The following is a 16,921-nucleotide window of genomic DNA, read 5'->3' as shown; positions in this document are numbered from 1 at the left end:
TTAATTCGAGTTTGAGTCTCGTCTTACGATGCTAAAAAACAGTGGTTCGTATTGGTATTTTAACTATACAAACCACCGCTTACTATATATTGCATGACCTTTGTTTTGCTGTCATGCAATATATTTATTACATAGATTCTGGTGCAGATACACCAAGTAATTCTAAACCATTACGAAGCACTTGTTGTACATTGATTGAAAGCAATAAACGGGCTTGTGTAAGCTCTGCATCATCGCTTAATACTTTATGTTCATTGTACCAACCGTGGAACAGGGCAGCTAACTCTTTTAAGTAATTACCAACTTGGTGTGGTTCATAGGCATTTGCCGCTCGCAACACTGCATCTGGATAAGCTGCCAGTTTAGCAAGAATCTCGGTTTCTGCATCAAGAGACAAGCGTGCTGCATGTGGGCGAGCAGTGTTTACATCGAATTGTAAGTTTGTGCTTGCTGCTTTTTCTAACATGCGGCAAATACGTGCATGTGCATATTGAATATAGTACACAGCATTGTCTTTACTTTGTGACACAGCAAGGTCAAGGTCAAAGTCGATGTGTTGTTCACTCTTACGCATTACGTAGTAGAAACGAGCTGCGTCATTGCCTACTTCTTTACGTAAGTCACGTAAAGTCACGAATTGACCTGAACGAGAAGACATTTGAACCATCTCGCCGCCACGCCATAAACTTACGAACTGAACTAAAAGAACAGTCAATTTCTTAGAGTCGTAACCCATTGCATCAATCGCCGCTTTTACGCGAGAAATATAGCCATGGTGGTCAGAACCCCAAATATCGATTAGGTCAGTATAACCACGTTGTAGTTTATTTAAGTGGTATGCAATGTCAGATGCAAAGTAAGTCGTTTGGCCATTACGACGCTTAACAACACGGTCTTTTTCATCACCAAATTCAGTCGACTTGAACCAGATGTTGCCATCTTTTTCATAAAGGAAGCCACGTTGATCAAGTGTTTCTAAAGCTTCATCAATTTTTGCACTAAGAGATGCTTCACTAAACCATTGGTTGAACGTTACACCAAAGTCAGCAAGGTCATCTTTAATGTCATCTAAAATGGCGTGAAGGGCAGCTTGATGAAATACGCGGTAGCCTTCACCCAATAATTGTTGTGAGTTGGCAATAAGGCCATCAATATGCTTTTCTTTATCACCAGATAACACAACTTTGTTGCCTTCGCTATCTAGCTCTTCAGCATATTGCACATCTTCTGGTACATCTTTATAAACATTCGCAACTTCACGAACGTAAGCATCACCATCTTTATCAATGATGCCTTGTGCGATTTCTTTAACGTAATCGCCTTGATAAGCATTTTTAGGGAATACAAGGTTTTGTCCAAGTAGTTCCAAATAACGTAAATAAGTAGAAGTCGCCAAAATATCCATTTGACGGCCAGCATCATTCACGTAGTACTCACGGTCAACTTTAGCACCCGTTGCTTCAAGTAAATTAGCAACAGTCATACCGTATGCCGCACCACGTCCATGACCTACGTGTAGGCTAGACGTAGGGTTTGCAGAAACAAATTCGACTTGAATCTTTTTCGCTGCATTTGCTTGGCTACGACCAAAAATTTCTTTTTGTGCTTGAATTTGATCAAGAATAGCAAAGCGCTGATCTGCATTTAAAAAGAAGTTAATAAATCCAGGTCCTGCGATTTCAGCTTTACTGATATCTGCCACTTCTGGTAATGCAGCTAGAACTTTCTCGGCTAAATCACGTGGTTTCATACCAGCAGCTTTCGAGCCGATCATGGCAATATTAGAAGCAAAGTCGCCATGGCTTCGGTCTTTGGTGCGTGTTAAGTTGCTTGTGTTTTTCCAGTCGGAAGGAAGCACCCCTTCTTGTTGAAGAGTTTGCACTGCATGGTCGAGAGCTGCTTGTATTGCCGTATTCATATCAATCGAAAATAGATGTCGCAGAAAAACGTCAAATATAGCAAATTTCCGATGACTTAGGGGAGGGGATTTAATATTCCAATAATTCTTTATGCAAATTACTGATGATTATTTTTTAAATGAATGTCGGTTGATGAATCGCCTTACTATTCTGAAAATAATGAATTACAAGCCTTCTGGGCAGTTTTTGTGAGTAAATTACGTGTTTAATTTAATATTATTTCCTGAGGAAATACCTGATGCCGCTAAATCATATAATTATGGCTTTTAAAGTTGAGAAAATAAAAGAAATTTTTAAAATCATAAAAATATTAAGATACTGATTTTTATTATTTATTTTTAAACATGTTTTAACTAAATAGTGTTTAATTTTAACATCACGGTTTAAAATATCTATTTTGATCGAATTAGGCTTAAGCTTATACGCACAAAGAGTTTTAGAGACCATACAAAACGTGTTTTTCTCTACTCTAAGCTGGAAAATGAGATAGGCAATGATATCAGGACACCCAAGTAAACATCCCCTTTATATTCCATATGCAGGTTTTACACTTTTAGAGTTACCACTCTTAAATAAAGGTTCGGCTTTCACTGAAGAAGAAAGAAGTAACTTTAACTTACACGGTTTACTCCCCCATATTATTGAAACTATTGAAGAGCAGAGCCAGCGCTCTTATCAGCAATATTGCGCTTTTACTGATGATATCAATCGTCATATCTATTTGCGTAATATTCAAGATACCAACGAAACCTTGTTCTATCATTTAATCGAAAATCATCTTGAAGAAATGATGCCGATTATTTATACCCCAACAGTGGGTGAAGCATGTCAGCGTTTCTCCGATATCTATCGTCGTCATCGTGGTGTTTTTATTTCATATCCAGATCGTGATGTGATTGATGATATTTTGCAAAACGTAAATAAAAATAATGTAAAAGTGATCGTCATTACTGATGGTGAACGTATTTTAGGTCTTGGTGACCAAGGTATTGGTGGTATGGGTATTCCTATTGGGAAACTTTCACTTTACACCGCTTGTGGTGGAATTAGCCCAGCCTATACATTGCCAATCACAATTGATGTAGGGACGAATAATCCACAATTGTTAAATGATCCGATCTATATGGGTTGGCGTCAGCCACGTATTAGTGGCGATGAATATTACGCATTTGTCGATATGGTGATTGAGGCTGTGAAGCGTCGTTGGCCAAAAGCGTTAATTCAGTTTGAAGATTTCGCACAAAAAAATGCGATGCCGCTTTTAGAAAAGTATCGAGATAAAATTTGTTGTTTTAACGATGATATTCAAGGAACAGCAGCGGTATCTGTAGGTAGTTTGATTGCTGCAAGTCGTGCAGCAGGCAAGCAATTAAAAGATCAAAAAATTGCTTTCTTAGGTGCAGGCTCTGCGGGATGTGGTATTGCAGAGCAAATCGTTGCACAAATGGTTGCTGAAGGTCTGACTGATTCTGAAGCACGTGCACGCGTTTATATGGTGGATCGTTTTGGCTTGATTACCGAAAATCAGCCAAACTTACTAGACTTCCAACGTAAGTTAGCCCAAAAAGCTGAGGTGGTTGATCAATGGGGCAATATTGAAGAAGTGATTTCACTCCTTGATGTTGTTAAAAATGCTAAGCCTACAGTGTTAATTGGCGTTTCTGGTCAACCGGGTCTGTTCACCGAAGAGATTATTAAAACCATGGCAGCGAATTGTGAACGACCAATTGTCATGCCATTGTCTAACCCAACTTCACGTGTTGAAGCTGTGCCAGCAGATATTGTGGAGTGGACTGAAGGTAGAGCGTTAATCGCAACAGGTAGTCCGTTTGCTCCTGTGAATCATCACGGCAAACTTTATAATATTTCTCAGTGTAATAACTCGTACATTTTCCCGGGCATTGGGCTGGGTGTGGTGGCATCGGGTGCTAAACGAGTTACTGAAAATATGTTAATGGCTTCAAGTAGTGCTTTAGCGAATTGCTCACCTCTACTAAAAGATCCGCAAGCTGATTTATTACCACCTTTAGGTGAAATTCAGCAAGTCTCTAAAGTGATTGCATTTGAAGTTGCGAAAGCTGCTATGGCAGATGGCGTGGCAGTAACGATTAGTGATGATTTGCTACAGCAAAAAATTGATCAATCATTCTGGAAACCTGAATACCGCAAATATAAGCGTATTCCTTTCTAAGGTTGAGAACGTAAAAAGAGGAGCTTAAGCTCCTCTTTTTTATTTTAGTCTTCTAAAACTTCTTCTAGCAATTCTTCGCTAGGTGCAAAGTAATATGCGCCATCAAGTGGAGTCACGAAATGCAATAAGCGATCATGGATACCATCTCCACTTGTACCAAACATACGCTTTAACATGGCATCAATAATGGCGAGGTCCTTAGTATAGGCAATGAAAAATAAGCCCTGATCGCCTCGACCATCGCCATAAGGTAGGCTATGGCGCAAGATTTCCATTTCTTCGCCTTCCTCATCTTCAACGACAGTACGGGCAACGTGAGCATTTTCTGGTTTAACGTCATCATCAAGTTCAATTGACTCAAGCTTAGTACGACCCATGACATTTTCTTGAGCATCAACTTTTAGTTTTTTCCATTTTTCTAAGTCGTGTGCATAGCGCTGTGCAAATATGAAACTACCATCTGCAAATACTCCAGCACTTTCTGGGAGTAGGGCTGTTTCCGCGCGGTCATCTGGAAATTGAGGGTTTTCAGTACCATCTATAAAGCCAGTAATATCGCGACCATCGAAATAACGGAAGCAAACACGCTCATCAAGAACTTCAACTTTATCTTTAATACCTTCAAAAAATGCTTGGCTTAATGCAAAACAAATATCAGAACGCATACTAGCAATATGGATGAGGACATCAGCGGGAACGGCTGGCATGTTGAATGCGCCGTTTTCTGGTTCAAGTTGTTTAAAGCCAGCAGGAGATTGACTGTAAAGTTGCTTCCAAAGTTCTGGACCAAAAGCGACTGCTGTTTTAATTTGCGCGTCTGAATGCTGAGTAATGAGACGGTCGCGTGTTTCAAACAACGCTTCGAGTTGTTCTTTTAATTCATCAATTGATAAGTCTTTTAAACGAAGAACAATAAATCGGGCATGATCTGATGGCAACGGCAAAATGACAGATTGAGCAGTCATTGGAAGGTATCTCCTCAATTATAATTTAGTATGAGCTTTAATTATTGTGCCTGATGCGAAGAGCGGTTAGTAGTCTATTTCTTGATTTTATTGTTTGAATTCTCATCAATATAGTTTTATAAAACAGTATAATTCCACTTTTATTGTCTATTTTTACTATGTCTTTGCAAGTTTGGTTTGCCTATATGTTGGCCTGTTGGGTCATTAGTGTCTCTCCGGGTGCGGGAGCTATTGCCTCAATGTCGAGTGGTCTAAACTATGGTTTTAGACATGGTTACTGGAATGCAATCGGTTTGCAAGTTGCCTTGGTGCTTCAAATTATGGTGGTGGCAGCAGGTGTTGGGGTCTTATTTGCCACAACTCCTTTAGCTTTTCAGGCGGTTAAGTGGTTTGGCGTAGCCTATTTATTATATTTAGCCTATTTGCAGTGGACAGCACCTGTAAAAGATATAGAAATTCAACAAGAAAAAAGAGATAAATCTGCTTTAGCTCTGCTATTAAATGGTTTTGTAGTCAATATTAGTAATCCTAAAGCGATCGTATTTTTATTGGCAGTTTTGCCGCAGTTTTTAGATTTGAGTAAGCCTCAATGGATACAATATCTAATTATGGCGGCCACTATGATTACGATCGATTTGATTGTAATGGCTGGATATACGGGGCTTGCATCTAAGGTTTTAAGATTACTTCGATCCCCTAGACAACAAAAATATTTAAATCGGGGCTTTGCTGTGATGTTTAGCTGTGCGGCTTTATTATTGAGCACAGTTCATCAGGCGTCCTAACTTAGGCCGCCTGCGTCTGATTTTTTAGTTTTTGAGTTATAAAAATAACAGCAAAACTTAATGCCATACATAAAACAATACTAAGACCTGTAGAGATATTAAGTGCTGCACTTGACCATAAGCCGACACTAACACCAACCTGGGCCAACACGAATGCCCAAATAACCATTTGCTTTGGTGAGTTTGCCAATAGACGAGCGCTTAAGGCTGGTATTACGAGTAATGCACCCATTAGCAAAGAACCTACAGCACGCAAAGCTAAAACTGTAAATAAAGCCAATAACAGCATAAAAATAAGGCGTTGCCAGTTTGCATTCACCCCTTCACTAATTGCGATATCTGGATCAATTGCAAACTGTATTTGTGGCTGCCAAAAACGGTAAAGAATTACGAGTGATATCGCAATAATTAAAGTGAAAACAGGAAGATCTGGCCAATCAATACTAAGTAAATCGCCAAACAAATAACTTAAAAGCTCTGGCCTTAAACTTGGAACATGTTGAATAAACAACAGGCCACTACAGAGTAATGTTGCTGAACATAAGGCTAGTAGAGCATCATTGGGTAAACGGTTGTCATGTAAAGCCCATAAAACGCCTACCAGTAAAACCGCTGTACCTGCAACACCAAGCCATAATGGAAGACTTAAAGCTCCCGCAATAGCTACCCCAAGTAGTGTTCCGTGCGCCATCGTGTCAGCAAAAAAAGACATTCGTCTCCAAAGCATTAAACAACCCAGAGGTGCCGTTAAAAATACTAGTAGAGTTCCCATAATCCATGCGGGTAACAATAGTTGTAACCATTCCATCATGGCTTAAGCTTCCGGTTCTGGGTGAATGTGAGGACGGTCATTATGAGGGCAGGGGTGTGCAGCATCACCGTGAGCACAATGGTCATGATGATGTTGATAGAAAACCCTTTGAGTACCAAATATTGCCTGATATTCAGGGTGTTGCTGAATATTCTCGGGTAGCCCACTACAGCAAATATGTTTATTTAAACACACTACGCGGTGTGTTCCTTGCATCACCCATTGTAAGTCATGAGAAACAATTAAGATCGCGCAACCATATCGTTCTGGCAGACTGCGAACATAATCATAAAGTTCTGCTTCTGACTGAATATCTAAGCCTTGCATGGGTTCATCAAGAACTAAAATATCTGGTTGGCGAAGTAGAGCGCGAGCCAATAGTACTCGTTGGCGCTCTCCACCAGAAAGTTGTTGTACTTTTGATTGTTGTAACTTTGAAATACCTGTGTCTTGAATAATTTCCTGACGCAGGGCAGGGTTGCATTTTTCTAAATCAAGAAGGTCCTGAACACGTAAAGGAAGGCTGTGTGAAGGATTAAACTTTTGTGGCACATAAGCCATTTTAAGTTTTTTATGATTGATAACACGCCCGCTACTCGGCTGGAGAATACCGAGTAGAACTTTAATCAGTGTTGATTTGCCTGCACCATTGGGTCCAATTAAAGACACAATTTCATTTTGATGTAGGGCAAAATCAACTTTCTTTAATATATCCCGATCATCACGATGAACAGAAACCTGCTCAAGCTGAATTAATACAGGATTTAAGGAGTTGTGCGGCACTGTTGGCATTTCCCCGAAATTTCAATAATGCTGTGTTGAGCCACGAAGTCATCTGAAGCTGCAAGCTGGTCAAGCTGGTGTGTGAGGCCTTGAGAAGAAGCTTCTTTAACCATATGACATTCGGTGCAAATCAGGAATGCTGCTTGATGGCCTTCACGCGGGTGGCAGCAAGGAATATACGCATTAATAGAAGTTAGGCGGTGAATGAGGCCTTTTTCTAATAAAAAATCTAAAGTCCTATATACAGTTGGAGGCGCAGCAGGGCGATCAGTTTGACTTTTTATACGTGCCAATAAGTCATAGGCACCCATTGGACCCGATGCATTTAAAATGAGTTCCAGAACTTCTTTGCGCAAAGGTGTAAGGCGTGCGCCAGTCGCAGAACATAAACTTTCTGCTTCAGCTAAACGGCTTGCGACATTATGGTGATCATGCACACCATGCAAAGAATCATGATGTTCATGCGAGCAGGAACTCATAGGGATAACCTCGAATTTTTAACGGAATATTAGCATGAAGCGATGCTTCATTCGATTAATCTTAGGTATTTTTGTAACTTTGTTATATTATAACATGCTTCGAGCTAATTTAAATTGATGGTCTGTCATGTTCCGTTTTTTTGTTTTCAGTATGTTCTCACTTTTGAGTACGTTAGGGTGGAGTCAGGGTTTGGTGGTTTCTACACACCCGATTTATCTGATTGCAAAAGAAGTCACTCAAGGGGTCGAAGAACCTCAACTCTTATTAAAGGGACAAACTGGGCATGACGTACAATTAACTCCAGCGCATCGTAAAGCAATTAATGATGCGTCTTTGGTGATTTGGTTGGGTAAAGCGCATGAAGCGCCCTTAAATAAATTATTAGGTAATAATAAGAAGGCGATTGCACTATTAGATAGTGGCATTGTTTCTGTTTTACCTCAGCGAAGTACACGCGGTGCAGCTTTACCTAATACAGTAGATACACATGTGTGGTTAGAGCCCAACAATGCAGTTCGAATTGGTTTCTTTATTGCTGCTTTGCGCTCTCAGCAACACCCTGAAAATAAGGCAAAGTATTGGAATAACGCCAATGTGTTCGCTCGTAAAATGTTCCAGGCAGCACAAGCTTACGATAGTTCAAGTAATGGCAAACCGTATTGGGCATATCATGATGCCTATCAATATTTAGAACGCTCACTAAACTTAAAGTTCGCTGGTGCTTTAACAGATGATCCTCACGTTGCACCAACAGCAGCTCAAATTAAGTATCTTAATGATAGTCGACCAAAAAATCAGATGTGTTTGTTGGCAGAGAGTTTTACCACTAAGAGTCAATATCAAAAATTAGGTAACATTACTTTTCAACCAGTAGACGAGAGCATGAATAATGAGGATGATTTCGTCACTGCATGGAAGAAACTGGCTATAAAAACAGATAAATGTGTATTAAGTACGCAAAAGTAAGATAAAAAGTAAACAAAGGCTGACTGTAGCGTCAGCACCACCTGTCATGAAAAACCCCGACTAAAGTCGGGAAAAGATTGCATGTTCAGGGGTGTAACTCTATAATGCCTGCGATTAAAAGCGATCATCAGCTAAACTTGTCAAGCATTTATGCTGTGAGTGGATAAATAATGAGCCAAACTAGTCGCTTGATTGACCGACGATTAGCAAAAGCTTTGGTCTTCTTACAAGCATGTATGATCCCTGTTTCCGCACTTGTGGCGTGGAGCATAAAAGACATGACAGCAGCATTAAGTGCGGCACTTGGTGCGTTGGTCTGCTGGCTTGCTACGGGTTATTTTTCGTGGCAATCCTTCAGAACAGCAGGTGCACGAGCATCAAAACAAGTGCTGTCTAACATGTATAGGGGCATGTTAGGCAAATTTGCAATCATGATCGTTGGATTTATTTTGATTTTGAGCAATGTTAAACCTTTATCACCGTTAGCATTGCTGTTTGGTTTTATTCTCGTTCAGGCAATGTCGTGGGTCGCTCCGTTTTGGGTGTCACGTCTACAAAAACGGGTGTAGAAACAAGAAGAATTGAAGATTTTTTGGAGGGTGGCGAGATATCGACAGTACGCCGATGTTCGTTTCCCTTCTTTTTAGTAATTGACATTGACCAGGTGTGATTTATGGCTGCTGAAGAACATGCCCTCACTTCGACAGAGTATATCAAGCATCACTTGACCAATATGACCTATGGCAAAATGCCAGACGGTACATGGAAATTGGCTGAGACTGCTGAAGAAGCTCATTCGATGGGGTTCACTGCAATTCACTTGGATTCAATGGGTTGGTCAATTGGCCTTGGTGTGATTTTCTGTTTGATGTTCTGGATCGTTGCGAAAGCTGCAAATGCAGGTGTTCCAACTAAATTCCAGTCAGCAATCGAAATGATCATTGAGTTTGTTGACTCAAGTGTCCGTGATACTTTTCATGGCAAATCACGTTTAATCGCTCCGCTTGCACTCACTATTTTCGTGTGGATTTTCCTCATGAACTTAATGGACTTGATCCCAGTTGACTGGATTCCTCAAGTTGCAGCGTTTGTAGGTGCAAACGTATTTGGTATGGACCCTCACCACGTTTACTTCAAGATCGTTCCATCTACAGATCCAAACATTACTTTAGGTATGTCTTTATCTGTATTTGTACTTATCTTGTTCTACAGCATCCGCGAAAAGGGTGTTGGTGGTTTCGTTGGCGAGTTGGCACTTAACCCATTTAACCCAAGTAATCCAGTTGCAAAAGCGTTGCTTATTCCAGTGAACTTGATTTTGGAATTGGTAACATTCCTTGCTCGTCCGATTTCATTAGCTCTCCGACTATTCGGTAACATGTATGCCGGTGAGTTGATCTTTATCCTAATTGCTTTATTGCCGTTCTGGATTCAATGGGCGTTGTCTGTGCCTTGGGCGATCTTCCACATTCTTGTAATCACGTTGCAGGCATTCATCTTTATGATGCTTACCATCGTTTACTTGAGCATGGCAAGCGAAAAACATTAATGGTATTGCCTAACTATCAAATGATGGTTGGGCTGAATTTTTTTAATTTAATTTGGTAATAACCTAACCTCTGAGGAATTTTTCATGGAACTCACTTTAGGTCTAGTTGCAATTGCATCTGCTATCTTGATCGCTTTCGGTGCTTTAGGTACAGCGATTGGTTTTGGTCTTTTGGGTGGTCGCTTTTTAGAAGCTGTTGCTCGTCAACCAGAATTGGCTCCACAACTTCAAACTCGTATGTTCTTAATCGCGGGTCTTCTTGATGCTGTGCCTATGATCGGTGTTGGTATTGGCTTGTTCTTCATCTTCGCTAATCCATTTGTAGGTTAATCATCTTAATTCCTAAATCCACTATTTGAGGAATTGCAATGAATATCAACCTCACATTGATTGGTCAAGCGATTGCGTTTGCATTCTTTGTTGCATTCTGCATGAAGTTTGTTTGGCCACCACTAATCAATGCGATTAGTGAGCGTCAGCGTAAAATCGCTGATGGCTTAAATGCAGCAGAAAAAGCGAAAGCTGACCTTGCCGATGCACAAGCGCAAGTTAAGCAAGAACTTGATGCAGCTAAAGCACAAGCGGCTCAATTGATCGAACAAGCGAACCGTCGTGCAGCGCAATTGATCGAAGAAGCTCGTACTCAAGCTGCGGCTGAAGGTGAGCGTATTCGTCAACAGGCTAAAGAAGCTGTTGATCAAGAAATCAATTCTGCTCGCGAAGAATTACGTCAACAAGTAGCTGCTTTGGCAGTAACTGGTGCAGAAAAAATCCTGAACCAGCAAGTTGATGCAGAAGCTCATAACGCCATGCTGTCTCAGCTGGCTGCTAAACTTTAAGCGAGGCGAATTATGGCTGAACTCTTGACGTTGGCACGTCCGTATGCCAAAGCAGCATTTGCTTATGCTTCTGAGCAAGGTGCAACAGACAATTGGTCGAATGCGTTACAAGTGCTCAGTGCTGCGGTGCAAGACGAAGCATTTTCCGCTTATTTAAATCGCCCTGAACTTACTCCTGCGGAGCAAGTGAAGCTTTTTGCTAAAGTTTTAGGTGAAGATCAATCTCAAGCAGTGTCTAACTTTTTGACACTTCTTGCAGATAACGATCGTTTAATGTTGTTACCTGAAATTGAAGCAGAATATGAACAGCTTAAATCACAGAATAACAACAATGTGGATGTCGTGATTGAATCGGCTTTCCCGTTAACTGCTGAACAAGAGCAACTGTTGAAATCTGCTTTAGAAAAGCGTTTTAACAGCACAGTAACTGTTTCAGTTGAAGTTAAACCTGAGCTTATTGCAGGTGTTGTAATTCGTGCAGGCGATCAAGTGATAGATGATTCTGCGCTTAACAAGCTTGAAAAAATGCGTACTCGTCTTCTTGCATAATGCAAATGATGAAGACTGAACTAATAAAAGATTGAGGAATAGCGCAATGCAACAACTGAATCCATCCGAGATCAGTGCGCTCATTAAACAGCGTATCGGAGATCTGGACACCAGCGCGACCGCTAAAAACGAAGGTACCATTGTTATGGTATCCGACGGTATCGTGCGCATTCACGGTCTTGCTGATGCAATGTACGGTGAAATGATCGAATTCGACGGCGGCTTATTTGGTATGGCACTGAACCTAGAACAGGATTCAGTGGGTGCCGTTGTTTTAGGTAACTACCTAAGCCTTCAAGAAGGTCAAAAAGCTCGTTGTACAGGTCGTGTATTAGAAGTTCCAGTTGGTCCTGAACTTCTTGGCCGTGTTGTCGATGCTTTGGGTAACCCAATTGATGGTAAAGGCCCAATTGATGCGAAATTAACTGATGCTGTTGAAAAAGTAGCACCAGGCGTAATTTGGCGTCAATCTGTAGATGAGCCTGTTCAAACTGGTTATAAATCAGTTGATACAATGATTCCTGTTGGCCGTGGCCAACGTGAGTTGATCATCGGTGACCGTCAAACTGGTAAAACAGCGATGGCGATCGATGCGATTATCGCTCAGAAAAACTCTGGCATTAAGTGTGTATACGTTGCGATTGGTCAAAAACAATCAACAATTGCAAACGTTGTACGTAAGCTAGAAGAAACTGGCGCTATGGCGTATACAACTGTTGTCGCTGCTGCGGCTGCTGATCCTGCTGCAATGCAGTATTTAGCTCCGTACTCTGGCTGTACAATGGGTGAATACTTCCGTGACCGCGGTGAAGACGCTCTTATTATTTATGATGATTTGTCTAAGCAAGCTGTTGCTTACCGTCAAATTTCATTACTTTTACGTCGTCCACCAGGTCGTGAAGCGTATCCGGGTGACGTATTCTATCTTCACTCACGTCTTCTTGAACGTGCTTCTCGTGTATCTGCTGACTACGTTGAGAAATTCACTAATGGCGCAGTAACTGGTCAAACTGGTTCTTTAACTGCATTGCCAATTATTGAAACTCAAGCAGGTGACGTATCTGCATTCGTACCAACGAACGTAATTTCGATTACTGACGGTCAGATCTTCTTAGAAACATCATTATTCAACGCAGGTATTCGTCCTGCTGTGAACGCGGGTATCTCTGTATCTCGTGTTGGTGGTTCTGCTCAAACTAAGATCATCAAAAAATTGTCTGGTGGTATCCGTACCGCTTTAGCACAATACCGTGAATTGGCTGCGTTTGCTCAGTTCGCTTCTGACCTTGACGAAGCAACTCGTAAGCAACTTGAACATGGTCAACGTGTAACTGAGTTAATGAAGCAAAAACAATATGCTCCTTACTCAATTGCTGACCAAGCTGTTTCTGTTTATGCATCTAACGAAGGCTACATGGCTGACGTAGAAGTTAAGAAAATCGTAGACTTTGATGCTGCGTTAATTTCTTACTTCCGCTCAGAATATGCTCCGTTGATGAAACAAATCGATGAAACTGGTGATTACAACAAAGACATCGAAGCAGCAATCAAAGCAGGTATTGAAAGCTTTAAAGCGACTCAAACTTACTAAGTTTAGTTTTAGTTAAGTTTGGTTCACGGATCAACCTTCGGAAGCTCGAAAGAGCTTTCGAATACTAGGTTAAGCGTATGGCAAATTTAAAAGAAATTCGCGCCAAAGTAGCTAGTATCAAGAGCACGCAAAAGATTACTCGCGCGATGCAAATGGTAGCTGCTTCTAAAATGCGTCGTGCGCAAGAGCGCATGGCTCAGGGCCGTCCGTATGCCGATAATATGCGCCGTGTAATTGCTCACTTGGTACAAGCAAACCCTGAATACAAACACCGTTATATGGTTGACCGCCCAGTTAAGCGTGTTGGCTATATCGTAGTGTCTTCAGATCGTGGTTTGGCAGGTGGCTTGAACATTAACTTGTTCAAGAAAGTTGTGCAGCATGTCAAAGCACAACAACAGCAGTCAATTGAAGTTGAATTTGCTTTAATTGGTCAAAAAGCGGTTTCGTTTTTTAAGAATTACGGCGGTAAAGTGCTCGGTGCAACTACCCAACTTGGCGATGCGCCGAGTTTGGAACAGTTAACTGGCTCAGTCCAAGTTATGCTTGATGCATTTGATAAAGGCGAATTAGATCGTATCTATCTCGTATCAAATGGCTTCGTTAATGCAATGACTCAGCAGCCTAAAGTAGAACAACTTGTTCCTTTAGCACCGGCAGAAGAAGGCGATGATCTCAACCGTACTTATGGTTGGGACTATATCTACGAACCAGAAGCAGAAGAATTGTTAAATGGTTTGTTGGTTCGCTATATCGAGTCTATGGTTTATCAAGGTGTGATTGAAAACGTTGCATGTGAGCAGTCAGCTCGTATGGTCGCGATGAAAGCAGCGACAGACAACGCAGGACAATTGATTAAAGACCTACAACTCATTTACAACAAGCTGCGTCAAGCCGCGATTACTCAGGAAATTTCCGAGATCGTTGGCGGTGCCGCTGCCGTTTAACATTATTAAGTTTGAATTGAGGAGACAGCAATGAGTAGCGGTCGTATCATTCAGATCATCGGCGCGGTTATCGACGTCGAGTTTGAGCGCAATAGCGTTCCTAAGATCTATGACGCTCTCCAAGTTGACGGTACTGAAACTACATTAGAAGTTCAGCAACAGCTTGGCGATGGTGTTGTTCGTACCATCGCAATGGGTTCTACAGAAGGTCTTAAACGTGGCCTTAATGTAACTAGCACAAATGCACCGATTTCTGTTCCAGTAGGTCCAGCTACGCTTGGTCGTATCATGGACGTTTTGGGTCGCCCAATTGATGAAGCAGGTCCTGTAGCGACTGAAGAGCGTTTGCCGATTCACCGTCAGGCACCTTCTTATGCTGAACAAGCAGCTTCTACTGACCTTCTAGAAACTGGTATTAAAGTAATTGACTTACTTTGCCCGTTTGCAAAAGGTGGTAAAGTTGGTTTATTCGGTGGTGCTGGTGTTGGTAAAACCGTTAACATGATGGAGTTGATCAACAACATCGCTAAAGCTCACTCAGGTTTATCTGTGTTTGCTGGTGTTGGTGAACGTACTCGTGAAGGTAACGACTTCTATCACGAAATGAAAGATTCTAACGTTCTTGACAAAGTAGCAATGGTCTACGGTCAGATGAACGAGCCACCAGGTAACCGTTTACGCGTAGCGTTAACTGGTTTGACTATGGCTGAATACTTCCGTGATCAAAAAGACGAAAATGGTAAAGGTCGTGACGTATTATTATTCGTCGACAACATCTACCGTTATACACTTGCGGGTACTGAAGTATCAGCATTGTTAGGTCGTATGCCATCTGCAGTAGGTTACCAACCTACACTTGCAGAAGAAATGGGTGTTCTTCAAGAGCGTATTACATCTACTAAGTCTGGTTCGATCACATCGATCCAAGCAGTATATGTACCTGCCGATGACTTAACAGATCCATCTCCTGCAACTACATTTGCTCACTTAGATGCAACAGTAGTATTGAGCCGTGACATCGCATCTTCTGGTATCTATCCAGCGATCGATCCACTTGACTCAACTTCACGTCAGTTAGACCCATTAGTTGTTGGTCAAGAGCACTATGAAATTGCGCGTGCAGTACAAAACGTATTGCAACGTTATAAAGAGCTTAAAGACATCATCGCAATCTTGGGTATGGATGAGTTAGCTGAAGAAGACAAATTGGTTGTTTACCGTGCGCGTAAAATCCAACGTTTCTTCTCTCAACCATTCCACGTAGCTGAAGTGTTTACTGGTGCTCCTGGTAAATTAGTACCGCTTAAAGAAACTATTCGTGGCTTTAAAGGTCTATTAGCTGGTGAATACGATCACATCCCAGAACAAGCGTTCTATATGGTTGGTGGTATTGACGAAGTGATTGCTAAAGCTGAGAAACTCTAATTTAAGGAGATCATCTCATGGCGACTATGCAATGTGATGTCGTAAGTGTTAAAGAGTCTATTTACTCTGGCGCAGTAACGATGTTAATCGCGAAAGGTGCTGGTGGTGAGCTTGGTATTTTGCCAGGACATGCTCCACTTGTAACTTTGCTTCAACCGGGCCCGATTCGTGTTCAGTTGGAAAATGGTACAGAAGAAATCGTCTATGTATCTGGCGGTGTTTTAGAAGTTCAACCTCATGTTGTAACGGTTCTTGCAGATACTGCAATCCGTGCTGACAATTTGGATGAAGCTGCAATTTTGGAAGCACGTAAAAATGCTGAACAATTGCTTGCGAATCAAAAGAGTGATTTGGACTCAGCAGCTGCATTGGCATCTCTATCAGAGATTTCAGGTCAGCTTGAAACTATCCGTAAGATGAAAAACCGCGCACTATAATTGCCGGTTTGAGATTGGAAAAGCCACCGTAAGGTGGCTTTTTTTTATGAGTTAATTTTTAAGATTCAGTTTTGGAATCTGATTTTTCATCTCCTGCCATAATCATGGCAGCAAGCTTCACCATATCCATTTGAATGGTATTAAGTTGCTTTTCAATTTGGTCAAAGTCAATTTGATCCAATTTCCCATTTAATAAAGGCATACTTAGAGCTTGTTGATTGGCATGTAATAAGCTTTGTCGAATATTCTCAATTTCCTGACTTTTGATATCTAAAGTCAGAAGTGCTTGATTTAAACCTTCTAGTTGCTGTTTTAAAGTAGTGACAGTAGTTTTTAGTTCATTCTGATTCTTATCTTGGATGGCTTGTTCAACATCAAGCTGAGTATCTTTAAGTTGTTCAACGTAGTCACCAGCTTTAAGCTGTAAATTAGCAGCATCGCGGACCATATAAAAAATGTTGCCACTTTTAAGTTCGGTTTTGTTGGGGGCAATATCTGACTCTTGTTGTTCAATGTTTTGGTTAGATGCCTGTTCAGCTATTTCAGTCTTTTCTTGTTCGGTAGCATGGTCTTGTGCCTGATCGCACCCGAGTAAAAGCATGCCTGAGGCAAAAATTACAAAAGGAAGAAATGCACCTTGTAAAACTTTTTTCATAACTAAAAACAACATCAAATAAAGCAAAT

The 16,921-nt window shown here is 41.2% G+C and carries 18 protein-coding genes; 12 read left to right on the top strand and 6 right to left on the bottom strand.

Annotated elements, in window-relative coordinates:
- Positions 1 to 127: 127 nt before the first annotated feature.
- A complete protein-coding gene (argS, locus tag ACYU0V_RS17625; RefSeq protein ID WP_104080461.1) occupies positions 128 to 1,918 on the bottom strand; it encodes an arginine--tRNA ligase in 1,791 nt (596 codons plus the stop codon).
- Between the two features lie 494 nt (positions 1,919 to 2,412).
- Between argS and ACYU0V_RS17620 the strand changes: the two genes are divergently transcribed.
- Positions 2,413 to 4,110, top strand: coding sequence for an NAD-dependent malic enzyme (locus ACYU0V_RS17620; protein ID WP_057105003.1), 1,698 nt, complete (start codon positions 2,413 to 2,415; stop codon positions 4,108 to 4,110).
- Positions 4,111 to 4,154: 44 nt separating this feature from the next.
- Here ACYU0V_RS17620 and ACYU0V_RS17615 read toward each other — a convergent pair whose 3' ends face one another.
- Positions 4,155 to 5,075, bottom strand: a complete 921-nt coding sequence (locus tag ACYU0V_RS17615; protein WP_063097935.1) for a Dyp-type peroxidase — start codon at positions 5,073 to 5,075, stop codon at positions 4,155 to 4,157.
- A 158-nt stretch (positions 5,076 to 5,233) separates the two neighbouring features.
- On the opposite strand from ACYU0V_RS17615, the gene ACYU0V_RS17610 reads away from it, so the two are divergent.
- Positions 5,234 to 5,860, top strand: a complete 627-nt coding sequence (locus tag ACYU0V_RS17610) for a LysE family transporter (RefSeq protein ID WP_005071994.1) — start codon at positions 5,234 to 5,236, stop codon at positions 5,858 to 5,860.
- 1 nt (position 5,861) lies between these two features.
- Here ACYU0V_RS17610 and znuB read toward each other — a convergent pair whose 3' ends face one another.
- The 3 genes from znuB to ACYU0V_RS17595 are packed head-to-tail and all read right to left on the bottom strand — an operon-like array spanning position 5,862 to position 7,933.
- Positions 5,862 to 6,671 (bottom strand): zinc ABC transporter permease subunit ZnuB, encoded by an 810-nt coding sequence (gene znuB / locus ACYU0V_RS17605; RefSeq protein ID WP_461848451.1) that lies wholly within the window; start codon positions 6,669 to 6,671, stop codon positions 5,862 to 5,864.
- A 3-nt stretch (positions 6,672 to 6,674) separates the two neighbouring features.
- A complete protein-coding gene (znuC, locus tag ACYU0V_RS17600; RefSeq protein WP_347926795.1) occupies positions 6,675 to 7,463 on the bottom strand; it encodes a zinc ABC transporter ATP-binding protein ZnuC in 789 nt (262 codons plus the stop codon).
- On the bottom strand, positions 7,436 to 7,933 hold the full coding sequence (locus ACYU0V_RS17595; protein WP_002114130.1) for a transcriptional repressor: 498 nt from the start codon (positions 7,931 to 7,933) through the stop codon (positions 7,436 to 7,438). Before ACYU0V_RS17595 ends, znuC begins: the two co-directional genes overlap by 28 nt.
- Before the next feature lie 127 nt (positions 7,934 to 8,060).
- Here ACYU0V_RS17595 and ACYU0V_RS17590 point away from each other — a divergent pair, with 127 nt between their 5' ends.
- From ACYU0V_RS17590 to ACYU0V_RS17545, 10 genes are all read left to right on the top strand, one after another.
- A complete protein-coding gene (locus ACYU0V_RS17590; protein ID WP_002114115.1) occupies positions 8,061 to 8,900 on the top strand; it encodes a metal ABC transporter solute-binding protein, Zn/Mn family in 840 nt (279 codons plus the stop codon).
- Between the two features lie 170 nt (positions 8,901 to 9,070).
- Positions 9,071 to 9,469, top strand: coding sequence for an ATP synthase subunit I (locus tag ACYU0V_RS17585; protein WP_005072004.1), 399 nt, complete (start codon positions 9,071 to 9,073; stop codon positions 9,467 to 9,469).
- A 104-nt stretch (positions 9,470 to 9,573) separates the two neighbouring features.
- Positions 9,574 to 10,449: a F0F1 ATP synthase subunit A gene (gene atpB / locus ACYU0V_RS17580; protein ID WP_002114072.1), complete on the top strand. Its 876-nt coding sequence runs from the start codon at positions 9,574 to 9,576 to the stop codon at positions 10,447 to 10,449.
- An 84-nt stretch (positions 10,450 to 10,533) separates the two neighbouring features.
- Positions 10,534 to 10,779, top strand: coding sequence for a F0F1 ATP synthase subunit C (gene atpE / locus ACYU0V_RS17575; protein WP_000424060.1), 246 nt, complete (start codon positions 10,534 to 10,536; stop codon positions 10,777 to 10,779).
- A 38-nt stretch (positions 10,780 to 10,817) separates the two neighbouring features.
- Positions 10,818 to 11,288: a F0F1 ATP synthase subunit B gene (locus ACYU0V_RS17570; RefSeq protein ID WP_001024691.1), complete on the top strand. Its 471-nt coding sequence runs from the start codon at positions 10,818 to 10,820 to the stop codon at positions 11,286 to 11,288.
- A gap of 12 nt (positions 11,289 to 11,300) precedes the next feature.
- Positions 11,301 to 11,837, top strand: a complete 537-nt coding sequence (locus tag ACYU0V_RS17565; protein WP_002114070.1) for a F0F1 ATP synthase subunit delta — start codon at positions 11,301 to 11,303, stop codon at positions 11,835 to 11,837.
- Positions 11,838 to 11,883: 46 nt separating this feature from the next.
- A complete protein-coding gene (atpA, locus tag ACYU0V_RS17560) occupies positions 11,884 to 13,428 on the top strand; it encodes a F0F1 ATP synthase subunit alpha (RefSeq protein WP_002114049.1) in 1,545 nt (514 codons plus the stop codon).
- Positions 13,429 to 13,505: 77 nt separating this feature from the next.
- The gene (gene atpG / locus ACYU0V_RS17555) at positions 13,506 to 14,375 is read left to right on the top strand and encodes a F0F1 ATP synthase subunit gamma (protein WP_002114131.1); all 870 of its coding nucleotides are present in this window, start codon (positions 13,506 to 13,508) and stop codon (positions 14,373 to 14,375) included.
- Positions 14,376 to 14,405: 30 nt separating this feature from the next.
- Positions 14,406 to 15,800 (top strand): F0F1 ATP synthase subunit beta, encoded by a 1,395-nt coding sequence (atpD, locus tag ACYU0V_RS17550; RefSeq protein WP_002114045.1) that lies wholly within the window; start codon positions 14,406 to 14,408, stop codon positions 15,798 to 15,800.
- Positions 15,801 to 15,817: 17 nt separating this feature from the next.
- Positions 15,818 to 16,237 (top strand): F0F1 ATP synthase subunit epsilon, encoded by a 420-nt coding sequence (locus tag ACYU0V_RS17545; RefSeq protein ID WP_003655525.1) that lies wholly within the window; start codon positions 15,818 to 15,820, stop codon positions 16,235 to 16,237.
- A gap of 58 nt (positions 16,238 to 16,295) precedes the next feature.
- Here the strand turns inward: ACYU0V_RS17545 and ACYU0V_RS17540 are convergent, their stop codons facing one another.
- A complete protein-coding gene (locus tag ACYU0V_RS17540) occupies positions 16,296 to 16,892 on the bottom strand; it encodes a hypothetical protein (RefSeq protein ID WP_130174210.1) in 597 nt (198 codons plus the stop codon).
- Positions 16,893 to 16,921 lie beyond the last annotated feature (29 nt).

This window comes from Acinetobacter sp. X9 (genome assembly GCF_054889255.1).
The sequence above is the reverse complement of the archived record's forward strand: the minus strand, read 5'-3'. Positions and strand labels throughout refer to the sequence as shown.